This window comes from Marvinbryantia sp. (assembly GCF_047017445.1).
Lineage (GTDB): Bacteria > Bacillota > Clostridia > Lachnospirales > Lachnospiraceae > Marvinbryantia.
In genome coordinates, this window is record NZ_JBKXTT010000002.1 from 386,801 (window position 1) to 403,379 (window position 16,579).

A 16,579-nucleotide genomic window follows, 5' to 3' on the forward strand; every position below is an offset into this window, starting at 1 on the left:
ATTTAAAATTCGCTCCGCGAATGGGATTTGCTCACACCTGTATCACTTTCTTACGGACTTTGCATTGAATGCAAAGTCCTGACCTGAACAGTAACTCTCAAACCCACTTCTGAACAAGCTCGTATGGGTTTAGACCTTTTGTCCCCTGGCTCATATAATTATTTTTCCACCTGCACTATGCATACATCAAATTTCTTTAAGACTGTATCCTCTGCAAGCACGCTGCCCGTCAGCAGATCCTTCTGTCCCCGGAACATTTCCGGCAGTCTGCATTCCTCATCCCCGAAGTTCAGAGCAAAATAGATCTTGTGCGTTTCGGTTTCGCGACAGGTGATCTCCAGCCCCGGTGCTGTTTCCGCCAGCCCTTTTATCTGCGCATTCCCACAGATATAGGAGAACAGCTTTCCGCGCGCGGATTCCTCCAGCAGTGTGCCGATATAGTACACTTTACCGTTTCCATAGCAATTTTCTGTGACAGCCGGCATTCCCGCATAGAAATCCTCCGCGTATTCGCCGAGGCTCTTTGCGCCCTCCAGATGCATCAGATCGCACACCAGGCTGCAGCTTCCGGTGCTGCCGTCTGCGAACCGCACCCGGTTTGTCTGTTCCGGCGAGAGCGCGTCGATTTCCTCCACCCAGACGCCGGCCATCTCCCGGAACGGACCGGGATAGCCGCCGAGATAAACATTGTCGGACTGATCCGCGATCCCGCTCATATAAGTGAGAACCAGCACACCGCCATCCTGCACGAATTTCTCCAGCGCTTCCTTCATTCCCGCCTTCACCATGTACAGTACCGGCGCTACGATCAGCTTATATTTACTGAAATCCGCGTCGAACGGAATCATGTTCACCGGTATATTATGCTGATAAAAATACTGATAATACGCATAAATCTGCTTTACATACATCAAATCCACCGTCGGACCGCTCGTGTACTCCAGCGCCCAGTAATTATCCCAGTCAAATACGACGCCGACCTCTGCCGAGCTGCGGCTGCCCAGGATCACGTCTCCCAGCTTTTCCAGCTCGCCGCCAAGCTGCTGCACTTCCCGGAAAACTCTCGTATTTTCTGTTCCCGCGTGGCTGATCACCGCTCCATGGAATTTCTCGCACGCCCCGACGCTTCTGCGGAGCTGGAAAAACTGGATGGTGTCGGCTCCGTGCGCGATGGTCTGCAGGCTCTGCGCGCGCATCTGCCCCGGGCGCTTCAGCGAATTATATGGCTGCCAGTTCTGCTGGCTCGGCGTCTGCTCCATCAGCATAAACGGCGCATCCTTCAAGCCGCGCATAAGATCATGCTGCATCGCCGTATATCCCGGCTGTGTATCGTACGCCGGATAATTATCCCAGGAGATCACATCCATCTCCTTCGCCCACTTAAAATAGTCAAGCTCCTTATAGCTTCCCATCAGGTTTGTGGTGATGACAGCCTCGGAATCAAACCTGCGGATCGCATCCCGCTCCAGCTTATAGTTTTCCAGAATGCTGTCTGAGTTAAAGCGTTTATAATCAATGGAAATTCCCGCAAACGCTGTTTTTTCCGTACCAATGCCCTCGCTGAGCGCGTTCGGCGCCACGATCTCATCCCAATCGTACAGCGTATGTCCCCAGAATTCCATATTCCAGGCTTTGTTCACCGCATCCAGCGTTCCATATTTTTTCCTTACCCACACGCGGAATGCCTTTTCACAGTTCTCGCAGTAGCAGGTGCCGCCGTATTCGTTGTTCACATGCCAGCACTTCACATGCGGATTGCTTCCGTAGCGCTCCGCCAGCTTTGCTGCAAGCGCCGCCGAATATTTCTGAAAAACCGGAGAATTCGGGCACGCGTTATGACGCTGACCAAACTTGTGATGACGTCCCTCGTAGTCCGTGCGCTCAACCTCCGGATATTTTTTCGCCATCCATGCCGGAACCGCTCCGGTGGAGGTCGCCAGCACGATATCATAATCTTCTTTGCTTAACATATCGACAATCTCATCCAGTTCGGAGAAATCGTAGGTTTCCTCCGACGGCTGCAGCTTTGCCCAGGAAAAAACATTGATCGTCGCACTGTTGATATGAGCATCCCGGAAAATCTGCATATCCTCCTTCCAGATTTCCCGCGGCCACTGATTCGGGTTATAGTCGCCGCCGTACAAGATCCGGCTGATCTTTTTTCCCATCTGTTAATCCTCCTTAGTCTCTTTGATACGCCTCTCCTTCGCGGAGATAAAAATACAGTCCCCAGTCCTGATCATTCGCATACGGATCATAAAATGACGCCCGCCTGTTATTCACACTCTGCGGATAAACGTACGCGCAGGAGGCGCGTCCATCCGGGAAAATCATCGGCAGCACTCCTCTTCTGGAATCCTCCGCCCGCTTCATGTATGAAGCATCTTTCGTCGCCTTTGCATAAAGCGCAAACACATTTCCAGTCAGCGCGCTCCAATAATGCGGAAACGTATCACCGTAATACCGGCGTTTTCCAAACCAGTATCCGTCCCAGTGACGCACGGCGCTCTCATACAGATGATAGTCCGGCTGCATTCCATTAAACAGCTCCAGAACCTTTACCTGCTGCCCGCCCGCGTGCAGATACTTTTCCTTTCCCGTCAGCAGATAGACAGACAGTAAAATCTGCGCCGCCGGAGCGACAATGCTCTGCTCGTAGTTCACCTCGCTGGGCGGATAATCCAGTCCCCGCCCGCACAGCCAGTCAGCGTGGTTTATAAACAGCACCCGCATTTCTCTCTGCTCCGCCTCCATCTGCACTTCGCCAAGCGCCTTTATCAGCGCGAGCACCGGAAGCTCGATCGGATAAAATTCTTTGCCGCCCTCCTGATAGTAGCGCTTCACAATCCGGCAGGCATATGTGAGATACTCTCTTTTCTGTTCCAGCCGGTAAAGCTCTGTGAAAAGGGTCGCTGCCCAGGGCGCATTGTACAGCCTGTGATAACTGTCATCGCGTTCCATATCATTATAAACACATCCCGTTTCTTTGTCCACCAGTTCACGCAGCACAAAATCCCTATATTTTTCGAGACTATCCATCAGATTTTCGTCCTTTTTCTGCTGCAGGTAACGCGCCATCAGGATTCCCATGCCGATGCGCTCCCTGCCGCCGTTAAAATCATTTTCCGGCGTGTACACCAGACGCTCCTCCTCGTTATCGTATGCCAGATAAGCGCCGTTAAGAGGTCCCTCTCCCGTATACTGCTGATTCTTTGCCAGAAAACGGCACCGCCGCTGCGCTAAAAGCTCCGGTCTCTCCTGCACCAATATGCGGCATTCGGTCTGCACATCATCCGCGCAGATGGAAAAGGTCAGCTCACCGATCTTCTCCGCCGTGTAAGAATAAACAAAGGAATTTCCCTCCCGCTGCGCTTCCTCGCCGTTCACCGTCACGCGCTCCGCCGGGAATGCTGGCGTTATCTCTATCCGGTTTGTCTCGCCCAAAAACAGTACATAGCGCTGCGCCTCCACGCACACCATGCGCGGCTGATAGACACTCAGCTTCTTCAGAAAATCAGCTTTGCCATCGTGCGGAAAGATCGTCCAGCGAAGCTTCCTCGTCTCATGCGGCTGAAGCTGCATCCCCTCCGGATGCAGAAGGAAACAGCCACGATCATTGCTCTGGTGAAGGATATTCCGCTGGATACTGTATGCCGCAAGGCTGCCCTCCGTCAGCACCATGCCGAGGTGGGGAGCCTCCCCGCCCATGCGCAGAGCGCAGATCCAGCTCACCTGTTTTCCGCAGAAAATGTGTACATGACAGCGCTTTTTCAGACAGGTTCTGCTGTCCTCATAGCTGTCCGGCAGCGGAAAGGTAATCGCAATGCTCTCGTTGTTCGTAAAATACGGTTTGTCCGACGGATTTGTTATCGAAACACAGGTGTATGCAATATCCCCCTTCTGCTCCGTCTCTGCCGCAAACTCCAGCTCCTCCGGTCCCGTGACCTTCCCGTACCGGAAATCCTGCCGCAGCCAGTCCATCTCATAACTGTCATTGCTGAAAATCAAATGCTCCATCTTTTCCTCCTACTCCTTCACGCCGCCCAGGGTGATGCCTGTGACAAAATATTTCTGTAAAAACGGATAAATGCAAAGCACCGGAACCATCGATATAAATATCTTCGCTGCGTTCATCGTGGTGTTTGACATCATCGACGCCTGCTTGATCTGCTCCGCCGTCATGGTCGTCGTATCCACCTGAAAAATCAACTGCTTAATGTAGGTCTGCAGCGGATAATATTTTTCGCCTGTGGAAAGCACGAGTCCCTGGAAGAAATCGTTCCAGTGCGTCACGATCGTAAATAATGCGATAGTTGCCAGCACGGGCTTCGAAAGCGGCACGACAATATGCGTCAGAATGTACCACGCCCCGGCCCCGTCCACCATCGCCGCCTCCTCCAATTCCTTCGGGATATCCTGGAAGAAATTCACCATAAGGATCAGGTTAAACACCGGGATGCCGCCGCAGACTGCCAGCCCGAAAACGCTGTTTGTCAGTCCGTATGCTTTCATCACAATATACCACGGGATCGTACCTCCCGAAAACAGCATACAGAATACAAAAATCCATAAAATCATATTGCGCGGCGCAAATTCATGTTTGCTCTTTGCCAGCGGATACGCTGCCATCGTAAGAACCGGCAGAGTGATGAGAAGCGCGAGCGCCACACGCTTTACCGCTGTGAGGAAGGATACAAAAAACGCCTTCTCCCCCATGATCTCCTTGTAGGCATTCAAAGTGAAATCCACCGGCCAGAACGCCACAAGCCCCGCTTCCGCCGCCTCCTTCGAGCTGAAAGACACTGCCAGATTATACAGAAGCGGCAGCAGACAGCTCAGCGCAAGAAGCACCAGGATAACGACAAACGTTCCCTGTATGATATAATATCCGGCTGTTTTTTTCTCTACCATTCGTAAGCCCTCCTAAAAAATCCGATAATTTGCCTTCTTGTATGCAATCGCATAAGACAGGGAGATCAGTAAAAATCCTACGACAGACTTCAGAAGCCCGACCGCAGTCGCCAGCGAAAACTGCAGATCGTTCAGGCCAACACGATATACCCAGGTATCGATAATATCACCGGTGGAATAAACCGCCTGATTGTAGATGTTATAAATCTGATCGAAGCCCGCGTTTAAGATATTGCCAAGCGCAAGGATCGTCATCAGAACGATGATCGGTTTCAGTCCCGGAAGCGTGATGTGCCACATGCGCTGCCAGCGGCTCGCTCCGTCGATTGCCGCCGCCTCGTAAAGCGCCGGGCTGATTCCCGTCAGCGCCGCCAGATAAACCACGGCATTGAAGCCAAATTCCTTCCACACATCCGTTCCGATCGCGAGCTGCCGGAAGATCGAAGCAATCCGGAAGAACGCCACCCGCTCCATACCAAGAGCGGAAAGGACAGAGTTGATCGGTCCGTATAACCCAAACACATCCAGAAGTATTCCACCCATGATAACCCATGAGATAAAATGCGGGAGGTACACAATGGTCTGCACGCTTTTCTTAAACGCCGCATTTTTTATTTCGTTGAGCAGCAGTGCAAATACCACAGGCACAAACACGTTCAGCAGCAGCTTGCCCACCGCGATCACCACCGTATTTGTAAAAATCTGGGACACATCTTTTATCTGGAACATATATTCAAAATTTTCCAGCCCGATAAATTCAGAGCGAAAGATGCCAAGCCCCGGATTGTAATCCTGGAACGCCATCACGATACCAAACATTGGGACAATATTTATCATGATCATCCAGACCAGAGCCGGGAGCAGCATCAGCCAGTATGCCCCTGTCCTGGAATGGAAGATATTATTTTTCTTTCTATTCATGTCTGTCTCCTTTTTTGAAAAAGAGAGGGCATCTGAAATTTCTCAGATGCCCCGGGCACCCATTCACAGCGCCGCTCTTACTGATTTGCAAGTTCCTGCACTTCCGCCGTAATATCCGCTCCGCCTTCGGCGTTCCACTCTTCCACAAAGGTGTCGAATGCCTCCAGAGGTTCCTCGCCGATGATGATTTTCAGGAAGGTTTCGTCCTCTTTCTTCTTGAGGTTCGTCCATCTGCGCTCCATCGTATCGGTCTGTGTGTAGGTCACACTGTAAACCTTGTTTACAATGCCCGCTTCCTCTGCGTCCTCCACCGCGGACATGCCCATCAGCAGGGAATACAGTCTTCCGAAGCTTCCGGAGGTGGACATGATTTCGGTATTCCATTTTTCAATACTCAGATCATCGTAGGGCGCCTCCAGGCACTCCTCCAGACTGTTTAAATCGCTTTCAAGCAGCTTGTAGTTCAGCGGATCGTACTCCGGAATTTCCTCGCCGTTCATTTTTGCCCGCAGCGCTTCTACGCTGAAGCTGCATTCGTCGCTCGGAGCAACAACAACGCATCCCGGATAATAGCTCATATCCAGACTTGTCTCCTCCTGGAAGAGGCCCTCGCTTCTTCGAAGCAGGTTGTTCAGCATAATCGCTGCCTCCGGATGCTCATAGCCCTTGCGCACCACACAGTAACTGTTGCCAACGCCGCCAAGCTTCGGATACCAGTTTCCATCCTCCGCGACCGGAGCTGCATATGCCTTCCATTCCGCCTCCGGATTGTTGGCGATGCAGTCCTTTACGTTGTAGCCGTGCCACCACGGGGAGAACAGGATACCTGCTTTTCCGCTCTTCCACGCCTCATCCGCGTCTTTTCTCACGCCAAGCTCCTGGTCGAGTACGCCGTCTGCGTAGAGCTTCTGCAGCTCGGCAAGCGCCTCCTTCGTCTCCTGCGTCGTGGAGCCGTAAACAACATTTCCTTCCTCATCCTGCACCCAGAAGCCCGGATAGCTCTGGTATGCCTGGAAGATTCCGTCCAGGCAGTTCAAATTGTTAATCGAAAGAAACGTGTTGTACAGCGCACCGTTGATCGTCGGTCCCAGGATTCCGATGGTATTTTCTCCGCCCATGTTATTATCTACAAATGCCTTTGCCACCTGCTCCAGCTCTTCTATAGTCTGAGGCGCTTCCAGTTCCAGCTCGTCCAGCCAGTCCTGCCGGATCCACATCAGATTGTAGCCGTCACCTTCCACCTGCACATTTGGAATCGCATAGATTTTTCCATCATAAGTGATGTTTTCCATCGCTTTTCCGTCAGTCGTGTCAATGTTCTGTTTGATGATGTCATATGTATAGGTGTCAAAGTACGGCGTCAGATCTGCCAGCATATCCGATTTGAGCAGCTTGCGGAATTGCTGTTCATTTACTACGAACACATCCGGCAGGTCGTTTGCCGCGATCGCCAGATTCAGCTTCTCATTGTAATCTGCGGAAGCTGCCGACCACTTCACCGCGATATCAATATTCAGATTTTCCTTGATGTATCTGGTAAAGTAGTTGTCTGTCGCGCTGTCGCCTTCCGGGAGCGGAAGCGTCGGATTGATCGACTGAACGATTTCCACCGTGACCGGCTCCTCGTATTTTCCGAAGGGACTGGGATTTCCGCTCTCGTCCACCGGCATATTTTCGCTCGCGCCCACCGAAACCGCTCCGCCAAGAGCCATCGCACATGCTAATCCGGCAATTAAAATTGTTTGCTTTCTTTTCTTCATTTTCACACCTCCATGTTTTTTTGATGAATCCAGTATATCTTTTCTGTGCGCTTTTTTGAACCGACATACTTCACCGAAAGGGGTACTTTGTTCAAAACTGCTGTGTCCGCATTTCATTATTGTCCTCCTGTCCGGCAAAATACTCCACCCCTTCTGTGCGGCATCTATGTTGACAAATGATTTGTACAAATTTTATAATAAGAACAGGAATTTTAAAAAGGAAGGCAGAAAAATGACCAATTTGCGGAGCGTTTCTTTAAAAGCGAGAATCTTTATTTCTTTTTTCGGTATCCTGCTGCTCATGCTGTTTACCTATATTTTTATCGGCGGCCGCTTCATCACCCGCTTTACGGAAAAACAGCTCGCCGACGATTACAACAGCCTGCTCTCCGAAACCTGCGATACCATGCAGGATCTTCTGTGGAATCTGACGCTGACCTCCGGGCAGATTCTCGACAACGAAGCGATACAGGACACGCTGCTTCTCTATTATTCAGTTTCCTCGCCGTATGACCATCAGGAGCAGTATTCTGCCCTTATGAACGATATCACGATGCTTACGCTCTCCAACACCGATGTTTCTCTGCTCTCTTTATATGATAACACAGAATCGGAATATATCTACAGCAGTTATCCCGTGAGCGGAAATCAAACTGATCAGCTTCCCGTGCTCTATCAGAATTCTGCCTTTTCGTTCTACGGTCCCTGCTCCAGCCAGAGCAACTACAACGGCAATCCGGTGCTGATCCTCAACCGGACCGAGACGCTGCCAAACGGAAGGAGCGTTACGCTGTCTATTGAGACAGGCTTTTATTCCATGCTCGATCCGATTGAGCTTGCCGGGCGAAAATCCGCCTATCTTGCGGTAACAAACACGGACGGCGAGCTGATTTATACAAATTTCCCCGAGGACAGCAGCGAGGAAATCCCCGCTCTGCTGTCCGTCGGCAAAACAAAGAACTTCCGCAGTCTTTCCAGGGATATGCCGCAGGGCTGGCAGGTGCATCTGATCATTCCGAACCAGATTTACGCGCTTGACTACTACCATTCTCTCCGGGAAGCCCTGCTCTGCACGATCATCGTTGCGGTTCTGGTGGGGCTGCTCGCCGTCTATTTCTGGCGAAGCATCTATACGCCGCTGCAGCTTTTCGATCGTCAGCTTGAGCTTCTGCTCTCCGACGAGGAGGTTTCCCGGGAATGGCATTCCTCCATCCCGGAATATGAGCATCTTCTGCAGAAAATAGCTTCTCTGCAAAAGCAGATCCAGCAGATGATCCAAAAGATTATCGCGCAGGAAAAAACAACCGCCCAGGTTCAGCTCGAAAAGCTGCGCGCACAAATCAATCCGCACTTTCTGCTAAACACGCTGAATACGATGCACTGGCTGGCGCTGATGAACGGACAGCATGAAATAGATGACCTTACGCAGTCGCTCGCCCATCTTCTGAGCTACAATCTTGACAAGGACAGCGTTTCCGCCACTCTGGAAAAGGAGCTTGGCGCCCTGCAGGAATATATCCGGCTCCAGAAGGTGCGCTACGATTTTCACTTTGAAATAATCCGCCCGTCTGCTGCAGAGGAGCTGAATTACCCCTGCCCCAAATTCCTGCTGCAGCCGCTGGTAGAAAACGCGCTGAGCCACGGCTACCGTCCCGGCATGGAAATCCTCGTGGAAGTCCAAATTGACGAGCGCATCCGTCTTACCGTCTCCGACACCGGCTCCGGCATCGCTCCCGACCGGCTGGAAGCAATCAATCGCCTGTGTGGAGCCGTTTTAAATACCGGTCCGGTCTCTCCCGGTGCAGGTTTTTCTGCGGCTTCAGCATCTCCCGACATCCCGCAGTCCGGCATCGGTCTGTCTTACGTGGTCAACAGTCTGCACAGCTTTTTCCCGGACAACTGCTCTTTCTCTGTCAGCAGCGAAAGCGGCGCCGGAACAACGATATCAATAGAATTTCCAAAAATGAAAGGCGGCGGTTATCATGCTGAAAATACTGATCGTAGATGACGATATTTTAACGCGAAAGGGTATCCAGATACTGATGCCCTGGGAAAAGCATCATATGAAAATTGTCGGCGAGGCATCCAACGGAAAAGAGGCGCTTGATTTTCTTGCGAAAAATCCTGTCGACCTTGTGCTTGTGGATCTCGATATGCCAATCATGGATGGCATGACCTTTATCCAGACAGCGTCCGCACGCTATCCGGCGCTTAGCTATGTTGTGCTGACGGTTCACACGGAATTTGAGTACATCCAGAGCGTACTGCGCGTCGGCGCGATTGACTATATCGCAAAAACGCATTTTGACAGGGAAAATTTCGACCAGATTCTTGACCGTATCTATGCCGCCGTCATGAAAAAGAAAAGCAATGTATCCGGTCCGGCAGGCGTCGACTGGAGGAACAGCAAAATTCTCTATCCGTCAATTTATGCGCTTCTGACTGTGGAGCCGGACGGGGAGGAGCATATTTTTCAATTTCAGGAGCTGAATCAGCTTGCCGACAGCAAAAATATTTTTGAGCTTTTTGCAGGTGTCTGGGTATTTACAAGCGATACAAAAGAATTTTCCTTCCCGGAGCATTTTCCGAACACGATGCTGCTGCGCATCTCGGACGTGTCGGAAATGACGTACGCACAGCTCGGCAAGCTTCTGCGCCACTATCAGAAGGAGCAGTTTTTCTACGATTACCAGCCGCTGAAAACCGTCAACGACAAACACGCCTATGAGCTTTTTGAGGACGAAACGATTCAGAGCGCGGAGTCGGTAGAGCAGCTCAAAAAAGAGTGGCTTTCTCTGAACTGGATTCACGAAAACGACCTTTTTCACCAGATCACCTTTGATCTGAAAACGCAGAAGCTAAGGCCCTCCGCCCTCTATCACCTTCTGCTGGCGCTGGAGGCGGTCTGGAATTCCTCCTACAGCGAGCTGACCGGAGAAAAAATAGCGGTCCCCGCTGTATTTCACAACTGGCAAGAGGTGGAGGACTGGCTGATCCTGCTCTATGAGAAAACAAATTATTTTCGTTTTTCATCCAAATACTCCGACGCGGTCGTCCGGAGCATTCTGAATGTGAAGAATTATATCGACACGCACTACACGGAGCAGATTGATACGACGGAGATCGCCCGGAACGCCCAGATGAGCTACGGCTATTTCAGCCGCTGCTTTCACGATATCGTCGGGGTTTCCTTCAGCGACTATTGCATCCGTCTGCGCATGGAGTGCGCCAGAAAGCTGCTGACCACCACCGGAAAATCCATCCAGGAGATTTCTTTCCAGACAGGTTACCGGGACGAAAAATATTTCAGCCGCCTGTTTAAAAAAATGACCGGAAAAAGCCCTTCAGAATACCGCAGGGAGCCGCATCCGAAAGCATAAAAAATACTGCCGCACCAATGATTTATTCCATCATTTCGTGCGGCAGCACTTTTTTATATTTAGATTCCAGCCTGTTCAAGAAGCGCCGGTACCTTGGACTCCCAGCCAAGCGCCATGATATGTACGCCCTGGCAGTACGGCTTACATTCTTTGATAATGCGGGCAGCGATCTCCACACCGGTGATGCCTGCCTTTGTCTTTTCCTTGTCAGCCTTCAGCTCTTCGATCATCTCATCCGGAACATGGACGCCGGCAACATTGTTGTTCATGAACTTTGCCATGCCCGCGGATTTCGGGATGATGATGCCAACCTGGACCGGTTTGCCGAACTGTTTTGCCTTCTCCATGAATTTGATGAATTTCTCCGGCTCGAATACTGCCTGTGTCTGGAAGTAGTCTGCGCCTGCTGCTACCTTGCGCTCCATCTTTGCAAGCTGTGCGTCCACAGAATCGCTGCACGGAGAAACAACTGCGCCCTTCGCAAACTTCGGCGGCTCGCCAATCAACTCGTTTCCGCCGAGATCAACGCCAGATTCCAGCTTCGTCACGGTATGAAGAAGAGAAACGGAATCGAGGTCGAATACCGGCTTTGCCTGCGGATGGTCGCCCATCTTTGTGTGGTCGCCCGTCAGACAGAGAATGTTTTCGATGCCGAGCATCGCCGCACTCAGCAGGTCGGACTGCAGCGCGATACGGTTTCTGTCGCGGCAGGTAAGCTGATAGATCGGCGTCAGCCCCTCGTCCTTGAGAGCTTTACATACCGCAAGGGAACCGAGACGCATAACGGAGGACTGGTTGTCGGTTACGTTGACAGCCGTAATGCCGCTCAGATACGTTTTCGCTTCTTCCAGTGTATGTTCAATATGAATTCCTTTAGGCGGTCCTACTTCCGCAGAAACCACAAATTCACCACGTTCAAATAATTCCGTAATTTTCATTGTACATTACTCCTACTCATTATAAATTTTTCACTTCGTCATCGGTTGCGAAATTACGTATCTGCGTCGGACATTTCAGCGCGTCAAGACGTCCGATCTGCGCAAGTCTTCTGTAGATGCGCTCCCAGCCGCACTCCATGTCGCCATCCACCTCGCACATGCCGTTTTTGGAACCGCCGCACTGACCATTTACAAGGCTCTTGGAACATGCCGTGATCGGGCAGATGCCGCCGGTTAAGTTCAGATAGCACTCGCCGCACTGCTTGCAGTCGTACTCCAGCGGCGTCACGCCCTGGAAGCCCGGCAGCGGATAGGTATCACATGCCGCGCATACTTTTTTATCCTCAAAATACTCTGCGACCGTCTGCACGCCAACGCCGCAGGAAAGTACCAGGATCACATCGGCTGCCGCGATCTCATCTTTGTGCTTTTCCAGACGCAGCTTCATGTTGTCCGGATTGCAGATATAATCTGTTGTGATCGCTCCTGTCAGTTTCCCGTCAGCCTCCAGCTCCTTCTGAAGCTCCAGCGCTTCCTTTTCCGGGAAATGCACTTCCTTGCATCCATGGCAGTTAATGATAAAAACCTTGCCCTCTGCCAGCGATGCGATTGTCTCTTTGGATTTTAACTGGGTAATCAACATATTACTTCATCCCCCTTACCGCATTTTTTCCGGCTTTTATCTTTGCCACTAACGGAATCTTGGAGGAACAGATGTATTCACAGCTTCTGCACTCCACACAATCCATAACGTTTCTATCCTTCATGCCCTGCCAGTTTTCCTCATCCGCATATTTTGCGAAATACAGCGGAGTGAGTTCCATCGGACATACGTCAACACAGCGTCCGCACTTGATGCACGGCTGCTCCACACTGTGGTCCGTCTCAACGGCAATGATACCGTTGGAGCCCTTCATGATCGGCACGTTCGTATCGTTCAGAACAAAGCCCATCATCGGACCGCCTGCCTTGATGGTGATGTCGTCGCCCACCAGACCTCCGCAGTAGTCGATCAGATCTTTGGTGTTGGTACCGATCTTTACTATGTAATTGCCCGGATTCTTTATTCTCTCACCGGTTACCGTTACCACACGCTCGATCAGCGGCATACCCTTCCGGATCGCGTCGGAGATCGCTTTTGTGGTGCTGATATTGCTGACAACGCAGCCTACATCTGCAGGCAGCCCTCCGCGCGGAACCTGTCTGCCCATCACGCGCTTGATCAGCATCTTCTCAGCGCCCTGCGGGTACTTCGTCTTAGCCACTACTACCTCGATGTTGTCGCAGTCCGCGATCTTGGCCTGCATCAGCTCGATGGCATCCGGCTTGTTATCCTCAATAACGATCAGACCTTTTTCTGCATTGACGGTTTTGATGATCGCTTTCAGACCGTAAATGACGTCGTCCGCAAACTCCAGGAGCACCCGGTGGTCTGCCGTCAGATACGGCTCACATTCGCAGCCGTTCAGCAGGATCGTGTCGATCGGCTTCGGCGGTTTCAGTTTTACAGATGTCGGGAATCCGGCTCCGCCCATGCCGACGATTCCTGCCTCGCGGACAATCTCAACGATCTCGTCCGGCGTAAGCTCATCGAGAGACTTATGCGGCTTTACGGATTCGTCCAGCGTATTCTTTCCGTCCGAACGAATGACAACGGAGAGACATTCGCCTCTTGTGGCATGTCCGTGCGGCTCGATCGCAACTACCGTTCCGCTCACACTGGAGTGGATCGGACTGCTGATGAAGGCTGCCGCTTCGCCGATCTTCTGTCCGACCTTCACGGTATCGCCCACCTGCACGACCGGGTTCGCCGGAGCGCCCGCATGCATGGACAGCGGAATCACGACCTCTTCCGGCTCCGGGAATCTCACAAGCGGAAGATGCTCTGTGAATTCCTTGCGCTCCGAGGGATGAACGCCGCCGTAATAGCCCGCAAGTCTGCTCTCGCGGACAGATTTCACATAATCGTTGATGACTTTGAAGTTTACCTTCGAGTAATCCCGTATCTGTACCGGCTGGTGTAAGAACTCTTCCAGACGTCCCTGCTTCTCCAGCCTTCTGTAAATCTTTTCCCATGCGCAGTCTTTATTGCCGTCTACCTCGCATTTGCCGTCCTTTGCGCCTCCGCACTGTCCGTTCACAAGACTCTTGGAACAGTCAACGATCGGACAGATACCTCCGGTAATATTCAGATAACACTGCGCGCACGCGTCACAGCTCTTTTTCGTCAGCGCCATGCCGTGATGCCCCGTATAATTCAGTGAATTGCTGGCCGCATATACGGGCTTTCCTGCCAGATCTGCGACGGTCTGGATACCCAGACCACAGGAAGCGACAAGCACATTTTCCGTTCCTTCCGGAATCATGTCCTGCAGCTTTTTCTCAGTCTGGACCTTGTTGCATAAAAAATCAACCTTTGCACTGCCGGTAATTGTTTTGCCCTGCTCGGCTGCGAGCTTTTCAAGCTCTTCACAATCCGGCTCGTCAATGTTTTCAAACTCCTTAAAGCACTTGTTACAGGCAACGATAAACAGGTTGTCCTTCCCGGCCAGCAGGGACACCAGCTCTTCGCTGCTTTTTAACTTATACTTGGTATAGTTTTCCAATCGCTCACCTTCCTTATCTGATTGTTTCCCTCGTGAATACGAGTTTAAGTATAACACATATTAGCTGTATTATCCAGCGTAAACGTGTATTTTTCCGTAAAAAAACGCGGCCCTTTGCCAGTAAGGCTGCCCGGGCCGCATAACTCTGTCAGTTTTCAGATCCTATTTGCATTTTCTTTTCTAAGCTCCCAGGCTACGTGTAAGCTTTCTTCCAGTTCTTCTATCGCATAAAACGCAGACAGCAGATCCTTTCCGCCTGCAATAGCGCCATGATTAGCCAGCAAATATCCATTGCATTCATTTATATTGTTTTCAAACAACTGAAATAATTCCTGCGAACCAGGCTCTGCGTATGGAATCCACCCTACCGCTCCAAGCTTCATTGCAAGATAAGGTGTGTATCTCGGAATTACCAATTTTGTATTTTCCGGCGGCATACATGACCAAACTACCGAATAAAAACTATGCACATGAATCACTGCCTGTATACTACTGTCTTTTTTATAAAAGCACCGATGCAGGGGCAATTCCTTGCTTGGCTTTATTCCGCCAATATGCTCACCATCCGACAGCCGGACTCTGGAAAATTCCTCCGGTTTTAATCTCCCGAAGCAGGTTCCGCTGCCCGAAATATAAATGATTCCTCTGTGCAGAAAGCTCAGATTCGCCGAAGAACCCGACGTCTTTCCCCTGTCAAACAAACTTTTTGCTATCCATACCGCTGTTTCTGTTTTTTCTTCCAGCAAATTTCCCATATTATCTTCCTCCGGTCATGTCAAGCGCACGGACAAAAAAATCGGGCTGCCCAAAATTACCGGATTTCAATACGAGACGCACTTCCGGTCTGCGAAGCGGAATCATGACCGGTACCCCCGGCGCTATGCTTTTTCCAATCAGAAATGCGTCAAATCCCAATGCAAGAGCAATCGCCCCCGATGTTTCTCCTCCCGCTGCAATAATACGATTATATCCATTGTGATATGCTCTTACAGCAATATCTGCCAGCGCCTTTTCCAATACGTTTGCATTTCGCTCCTGTTCCGCCCTTGTCCGCGTTTCCTTCCGCTCGTACCCATCACAATAGATCAATACCTCCTCCTGCGTATTCTCCTGTATAAACTGCCATATTACTTCCAGGCTCATTTCTCCGCTGAGCAGCTTTTCGGGAAAAAGCGCCAGACTTCGTCCGCCTTTTTCCTTAAAATAACGAATCTGCTCCCTGGTCGCCTTTGAACAGCTTCCGGATAAAACAAGCCCTTTTCCAACAGTTCCGGCATCTGCTGTCTCCTTCATCTCCTTCTGTGCCTGTGGGGCATATTTTTCTGCCATATGCGCCAGAAGACCTGCCCCTCCCGTAAGCAGCTTTAAATCCCCGAAAACTTCTGCAATTTTATTTCCCTGCGCGTCTGTCTCAAAATCGGGGATAACATAAAAGTGATCCTTGTCCTGCCCATACTCTTCTATATAATTCAAAATCTCCTCTTTCGGCCTGGCAAGCAATTCTCCATCTATTACAAACGAGGAATATTTGCCCTGTTCTTTCATAAGGCGTTCAATATGGGAATCCCACATTGGGTTTAGCGGATGGTTCCGCATTGGACTTTCGTCCAGCGGCACGCCATCCACAAAAAGCTGCCCGCTCCGTACAGTTCGTTTATTTACCGGAAGAGAAGGACAAAGCACTGTATACTTCACTCCATACGCTTCCAGAATGCAGTCCACAACCGGACCTATATTCCCCTCTGGCGAGGAGTCAAACGTAGAACAATACTTCACATAAAATTGTCTTGCCCCATGCATTTCAAGCCAGTGAAATGCCGTCAACGTCTGCGCTGCTGCAATTTCCGGCCGAGCGCTTCTTGTTTTCAATGCAATGACCACTGCCCGGCAGTCCATCGCAAGCTCTTCCTCTCCCGGAATTCCATTAAAAAGCATCGTCTTTATGCCCTTTTCCGCCAAAAAAGAAGCTGCATCTCCGGCGCCGGTAAAATCATCTGCCACACATCCGATTAAAATATTGCTTTCTTTTTTTCTCACCTGGACACCTGCCTTTTCCGTTCCTT

At 50.9% G+C, this 16,579-nt stretch carries 12 protein-coding genes; 2 read left to right on the plus strand and 10 right to left on the minus strand.

Translation table 11 applies throughout. The annotated features are described in order from the left end of the window. Window positions 1–158: 158 nt before the first annotated feature. From ACLU9Q_RS03705 to ACLU9Q_RS03725, 5 genes are all read right to left on the minus strand, one after another. Entirely contained in the window at window positions 159–2,168 is a 2,010-nt protein-coding gene (locus ACLU9Q_RS03705) for a beta-galactosidase (RefSeq protein ID WP_296832505.1), read from the minus strand. Between the two features lie 13 nt (window positions 2,169–2,181). Next, window positions 2,182–4,017 (minus strand): hypothetical protein, encoded by a 1,836-nt coding sequence (locus ACLU9Q_RS03710; RefSeq protein ID WP_296832503.1) that lies wholly within the window; start codon window positions 4,015–4,017, stop codon window positions 2,182–2,184. A gap of 9 nt (window positions 4,018–4,026) precedes the next feature. Continuing rightward, window positions 4,027–4,911, minus strand: a complete 885-nt coding sequence (locus ACLU9Q_RS03715) for a carbohydrate ABC transporter permease (protein WP_302592007.1) — start codon at window positions 4,909–4,911, stop codon at window positions 4,027–4,029. Between the two features lie 12 nt (window positions 4,912–4,923). Continuing rightward, window positions 4,924–5,832 carry an ABC transporter permease gene (locus ACLU9Q_RS03720; protein ID WP_412624669.1) on the minus strand — a complete coding sequence of 303 codons (909 nt, stop codon included), beginning with the start codon at window positions 5,830–5,832 and terminating at the stop codon, window positions 4,924–4,926. Window positions 5,833–5,909: 77 nt separating this feature from the next. Beyond that, window positions 5,910–7,592 carry an extracellular solute-binding protein gene (locus ACLU9Q_RS03725; RefSeq protein ID WP_302592006.1) on the minus strand — a complete coding sequence of 561 codons (1,683 nt, stop codon included), beginning with the start codon at window positions 7,590–7,592 and terminating at the stop codon, window positions 5,910–5,912. A 232-nt stretch (window positions 7,593–7,824) separates the two neighbouring features. On the opposite strand from ACLU9Q_RS03725, the gene ACLU9Q_RS03730 reads away from it, so the two are divergent. Both ACLU9Q_RS03730 and ACLU9Q_RS03735 read left to right on the plus strand, forming a co-directional pair. Beyond that, window positions 7,825–9,600 (plus strand): sensor histidine kinase, encoded by a 1,776-nt coding sequence (locus ACLU9Q_RS03730; protein WP_302592005.1) that lies wholly within the window; start codon window positions 7,825–7,827, stop codon window positions 9,598–9,600. Next, on the plus strand, window positions 9,575–10,972 hold the full coding sequence (locus ACLU9Q_RS03735) for a response regulator transcription factor (RefSeq protein WP_296832490.1): 1,398 nt from the start codon (window positions 9,575–9,577) through the stop codon (window positions 10,970–10,972). Before ACLU9Q_RS03730 ends, ACLU9Q_RS03735 begins: the two co-directional genes overlap by 26 nt. Window positions 10,973–11,031: 59 nt before the next feature. Here ACLU9Q_RS03735 and ACLU9Q_RS03740 read toward each other — a convergent pair whose 3' ends face one another. The 5 genes from ACLU9Q_RS03740 to otnK all read right to left on the minus strand — a co-directional run bounded on the left by ACLU9Q_RS03740 (window position 11,032) and on the right by otnK (window position 16,553). Further along, window positions 11,032–11,910, minus strand: coding sequence for a methylenetetrahydrofolate reductase (locus ACLU9Q_RS03740; RefSeq protein ID WP_296832485.1), 879 nt, complete (start codon window positions 11,908–11,910; stop codon window positions 11,032–11,034). Window positions 11,911–11,929: 19 nt separating this feature from the next. Next, window positions 11,930–12,553, minus strand: coding sequence for a methylenetetrahydrofolate reductase C-terminal domain-containing protein (locus ACLU9Q_RS03745; RefSeq protein WP_296832482.1), 624 nt, complete (start codon window positions 12,551–12,553; stop codon window positions 11,930–11,932). A 1-nt stretch (window position 12,554) separates the two neighbouring features. Continuing rightward, on the minus strand, window positions 12,555–14,516 hold the full coding sequence (gene rsxC / locus ACLU9Q_RS03750) for an electron transport complex subunit RsxC (RefSeq protein ID WP_296832478.1): 1,962 nt from the start codon (window positions 14,514–14,516) through the stop codon (window positions 12,555–12,557). A 155-nt stretch (window positions 14,517–14,671) separates the two neighbouring features. Continuing rightward, window positions 14,672–15,271: a class II aldolase/adducin family protein gene (locus tag ACLU9Q_RS03755; protein WP_296832476.1), complete on the minus strand. Its 600-nt coding sequence runs from the start codon at window positions 15,269–15,271 to the stop codon at window positions 14,672–14,674. Between the two features lies 1 nt (window position 15,272). Then, window positions 15,273–16,553: a 3-oxo-tetronate kinase gene (gene otnK, locus ACLU9Q_RS03760; RefSeq protein WP_296832473.1), complete on the minus strand. Its 1,281-nt coding sequence runs from the start codon at window positions 16,551–16,553 to the stop codon at window positions 15,273–15,275. Between the last annotated feature and the right edge of the window lie 26 nt (window positions 16,554–16,579).

What these genes read in the sequence shown, in the direction of transcription:
- ACLU9Q_RS03705 (WP_296832505.1), bottom strand. Translation starts at nt 2,168, where the DNA reads ATGGGAAAAAAGATCAGCCGGATCTTGTACGGCGGCGACTATAACCCG.
- ACLU9Q_RS03730 (WP_302592005.1), top strand. Translation starts at nt 7,825, where the DNA reads ATGACCAATTTGCGGAGCGTTTCTTTAAAAGCGAGAATCTTTATTTCT.
- ACLU9Q_RS03725 (WP_302592006.1), bottom strand. Translation starts at nt 7,592, where the DNA reads ATGAAGAAAAGAAAGCAAACAATTTTAATTGCCGGATTAGCATGTGCG.
- ACLU9Q_RS03720 (WP_412624669.1), bottom strand. Translation starts at nt 5,832, where the DNA reads ATGAATAGAAAGAAAAATAATATCTTCCATTCCAGGACAGGGGCATAC.
- ACLU9Q_RS03710 (WP_296832503.1), bottom strand. Translation starts at nt 4,017, where the DNA reads ATGGAGCATTTGATTTTCAGCAATGACAGTTATGAGATGGACTGGCTG.
- ACLU9Q_RS03745 (WP_296832482.1), bottom strand. Translation starts at nt 12,553, where the DNA reads ATGTTGATTACCCAGTTAAAATCCAAAGAGACAATCGCATCGCTGGCA.
- ACLU9Q_RS03735 (WP_296832490.1), top strand. Translation starts at nt 9,575, where the DNA reads ATGCTGAAAATACTGATCGTAGATGACGATATTTTAACGCGAAAGGGT.
- ACLU9Q_RS03715 (WP_302592007.1), bottom strand. Translation starts at nt 4,911, where the DNA reads ATGGTAGAGAAAAAAACAGCCGGATATTATATCATACAGGGAACGTTT.
- ACLU9Q_RS03740 (WP_296832485.1), bottom strand. Translation starts at nt 11,910, where the DNA reads ATGAAAATTACGGAATTATTTGAACGTGGTGAATTTGTGGTTTCTGCG.
- ACLU9Q_RS03755 (WP_296832476.1), bottom strand. Translation starts at nt 15,271, where the DNA reads ATGGGAAATTTGCTGGAAGAAAAAACAGAAACAGCGGTATGGATAGCA.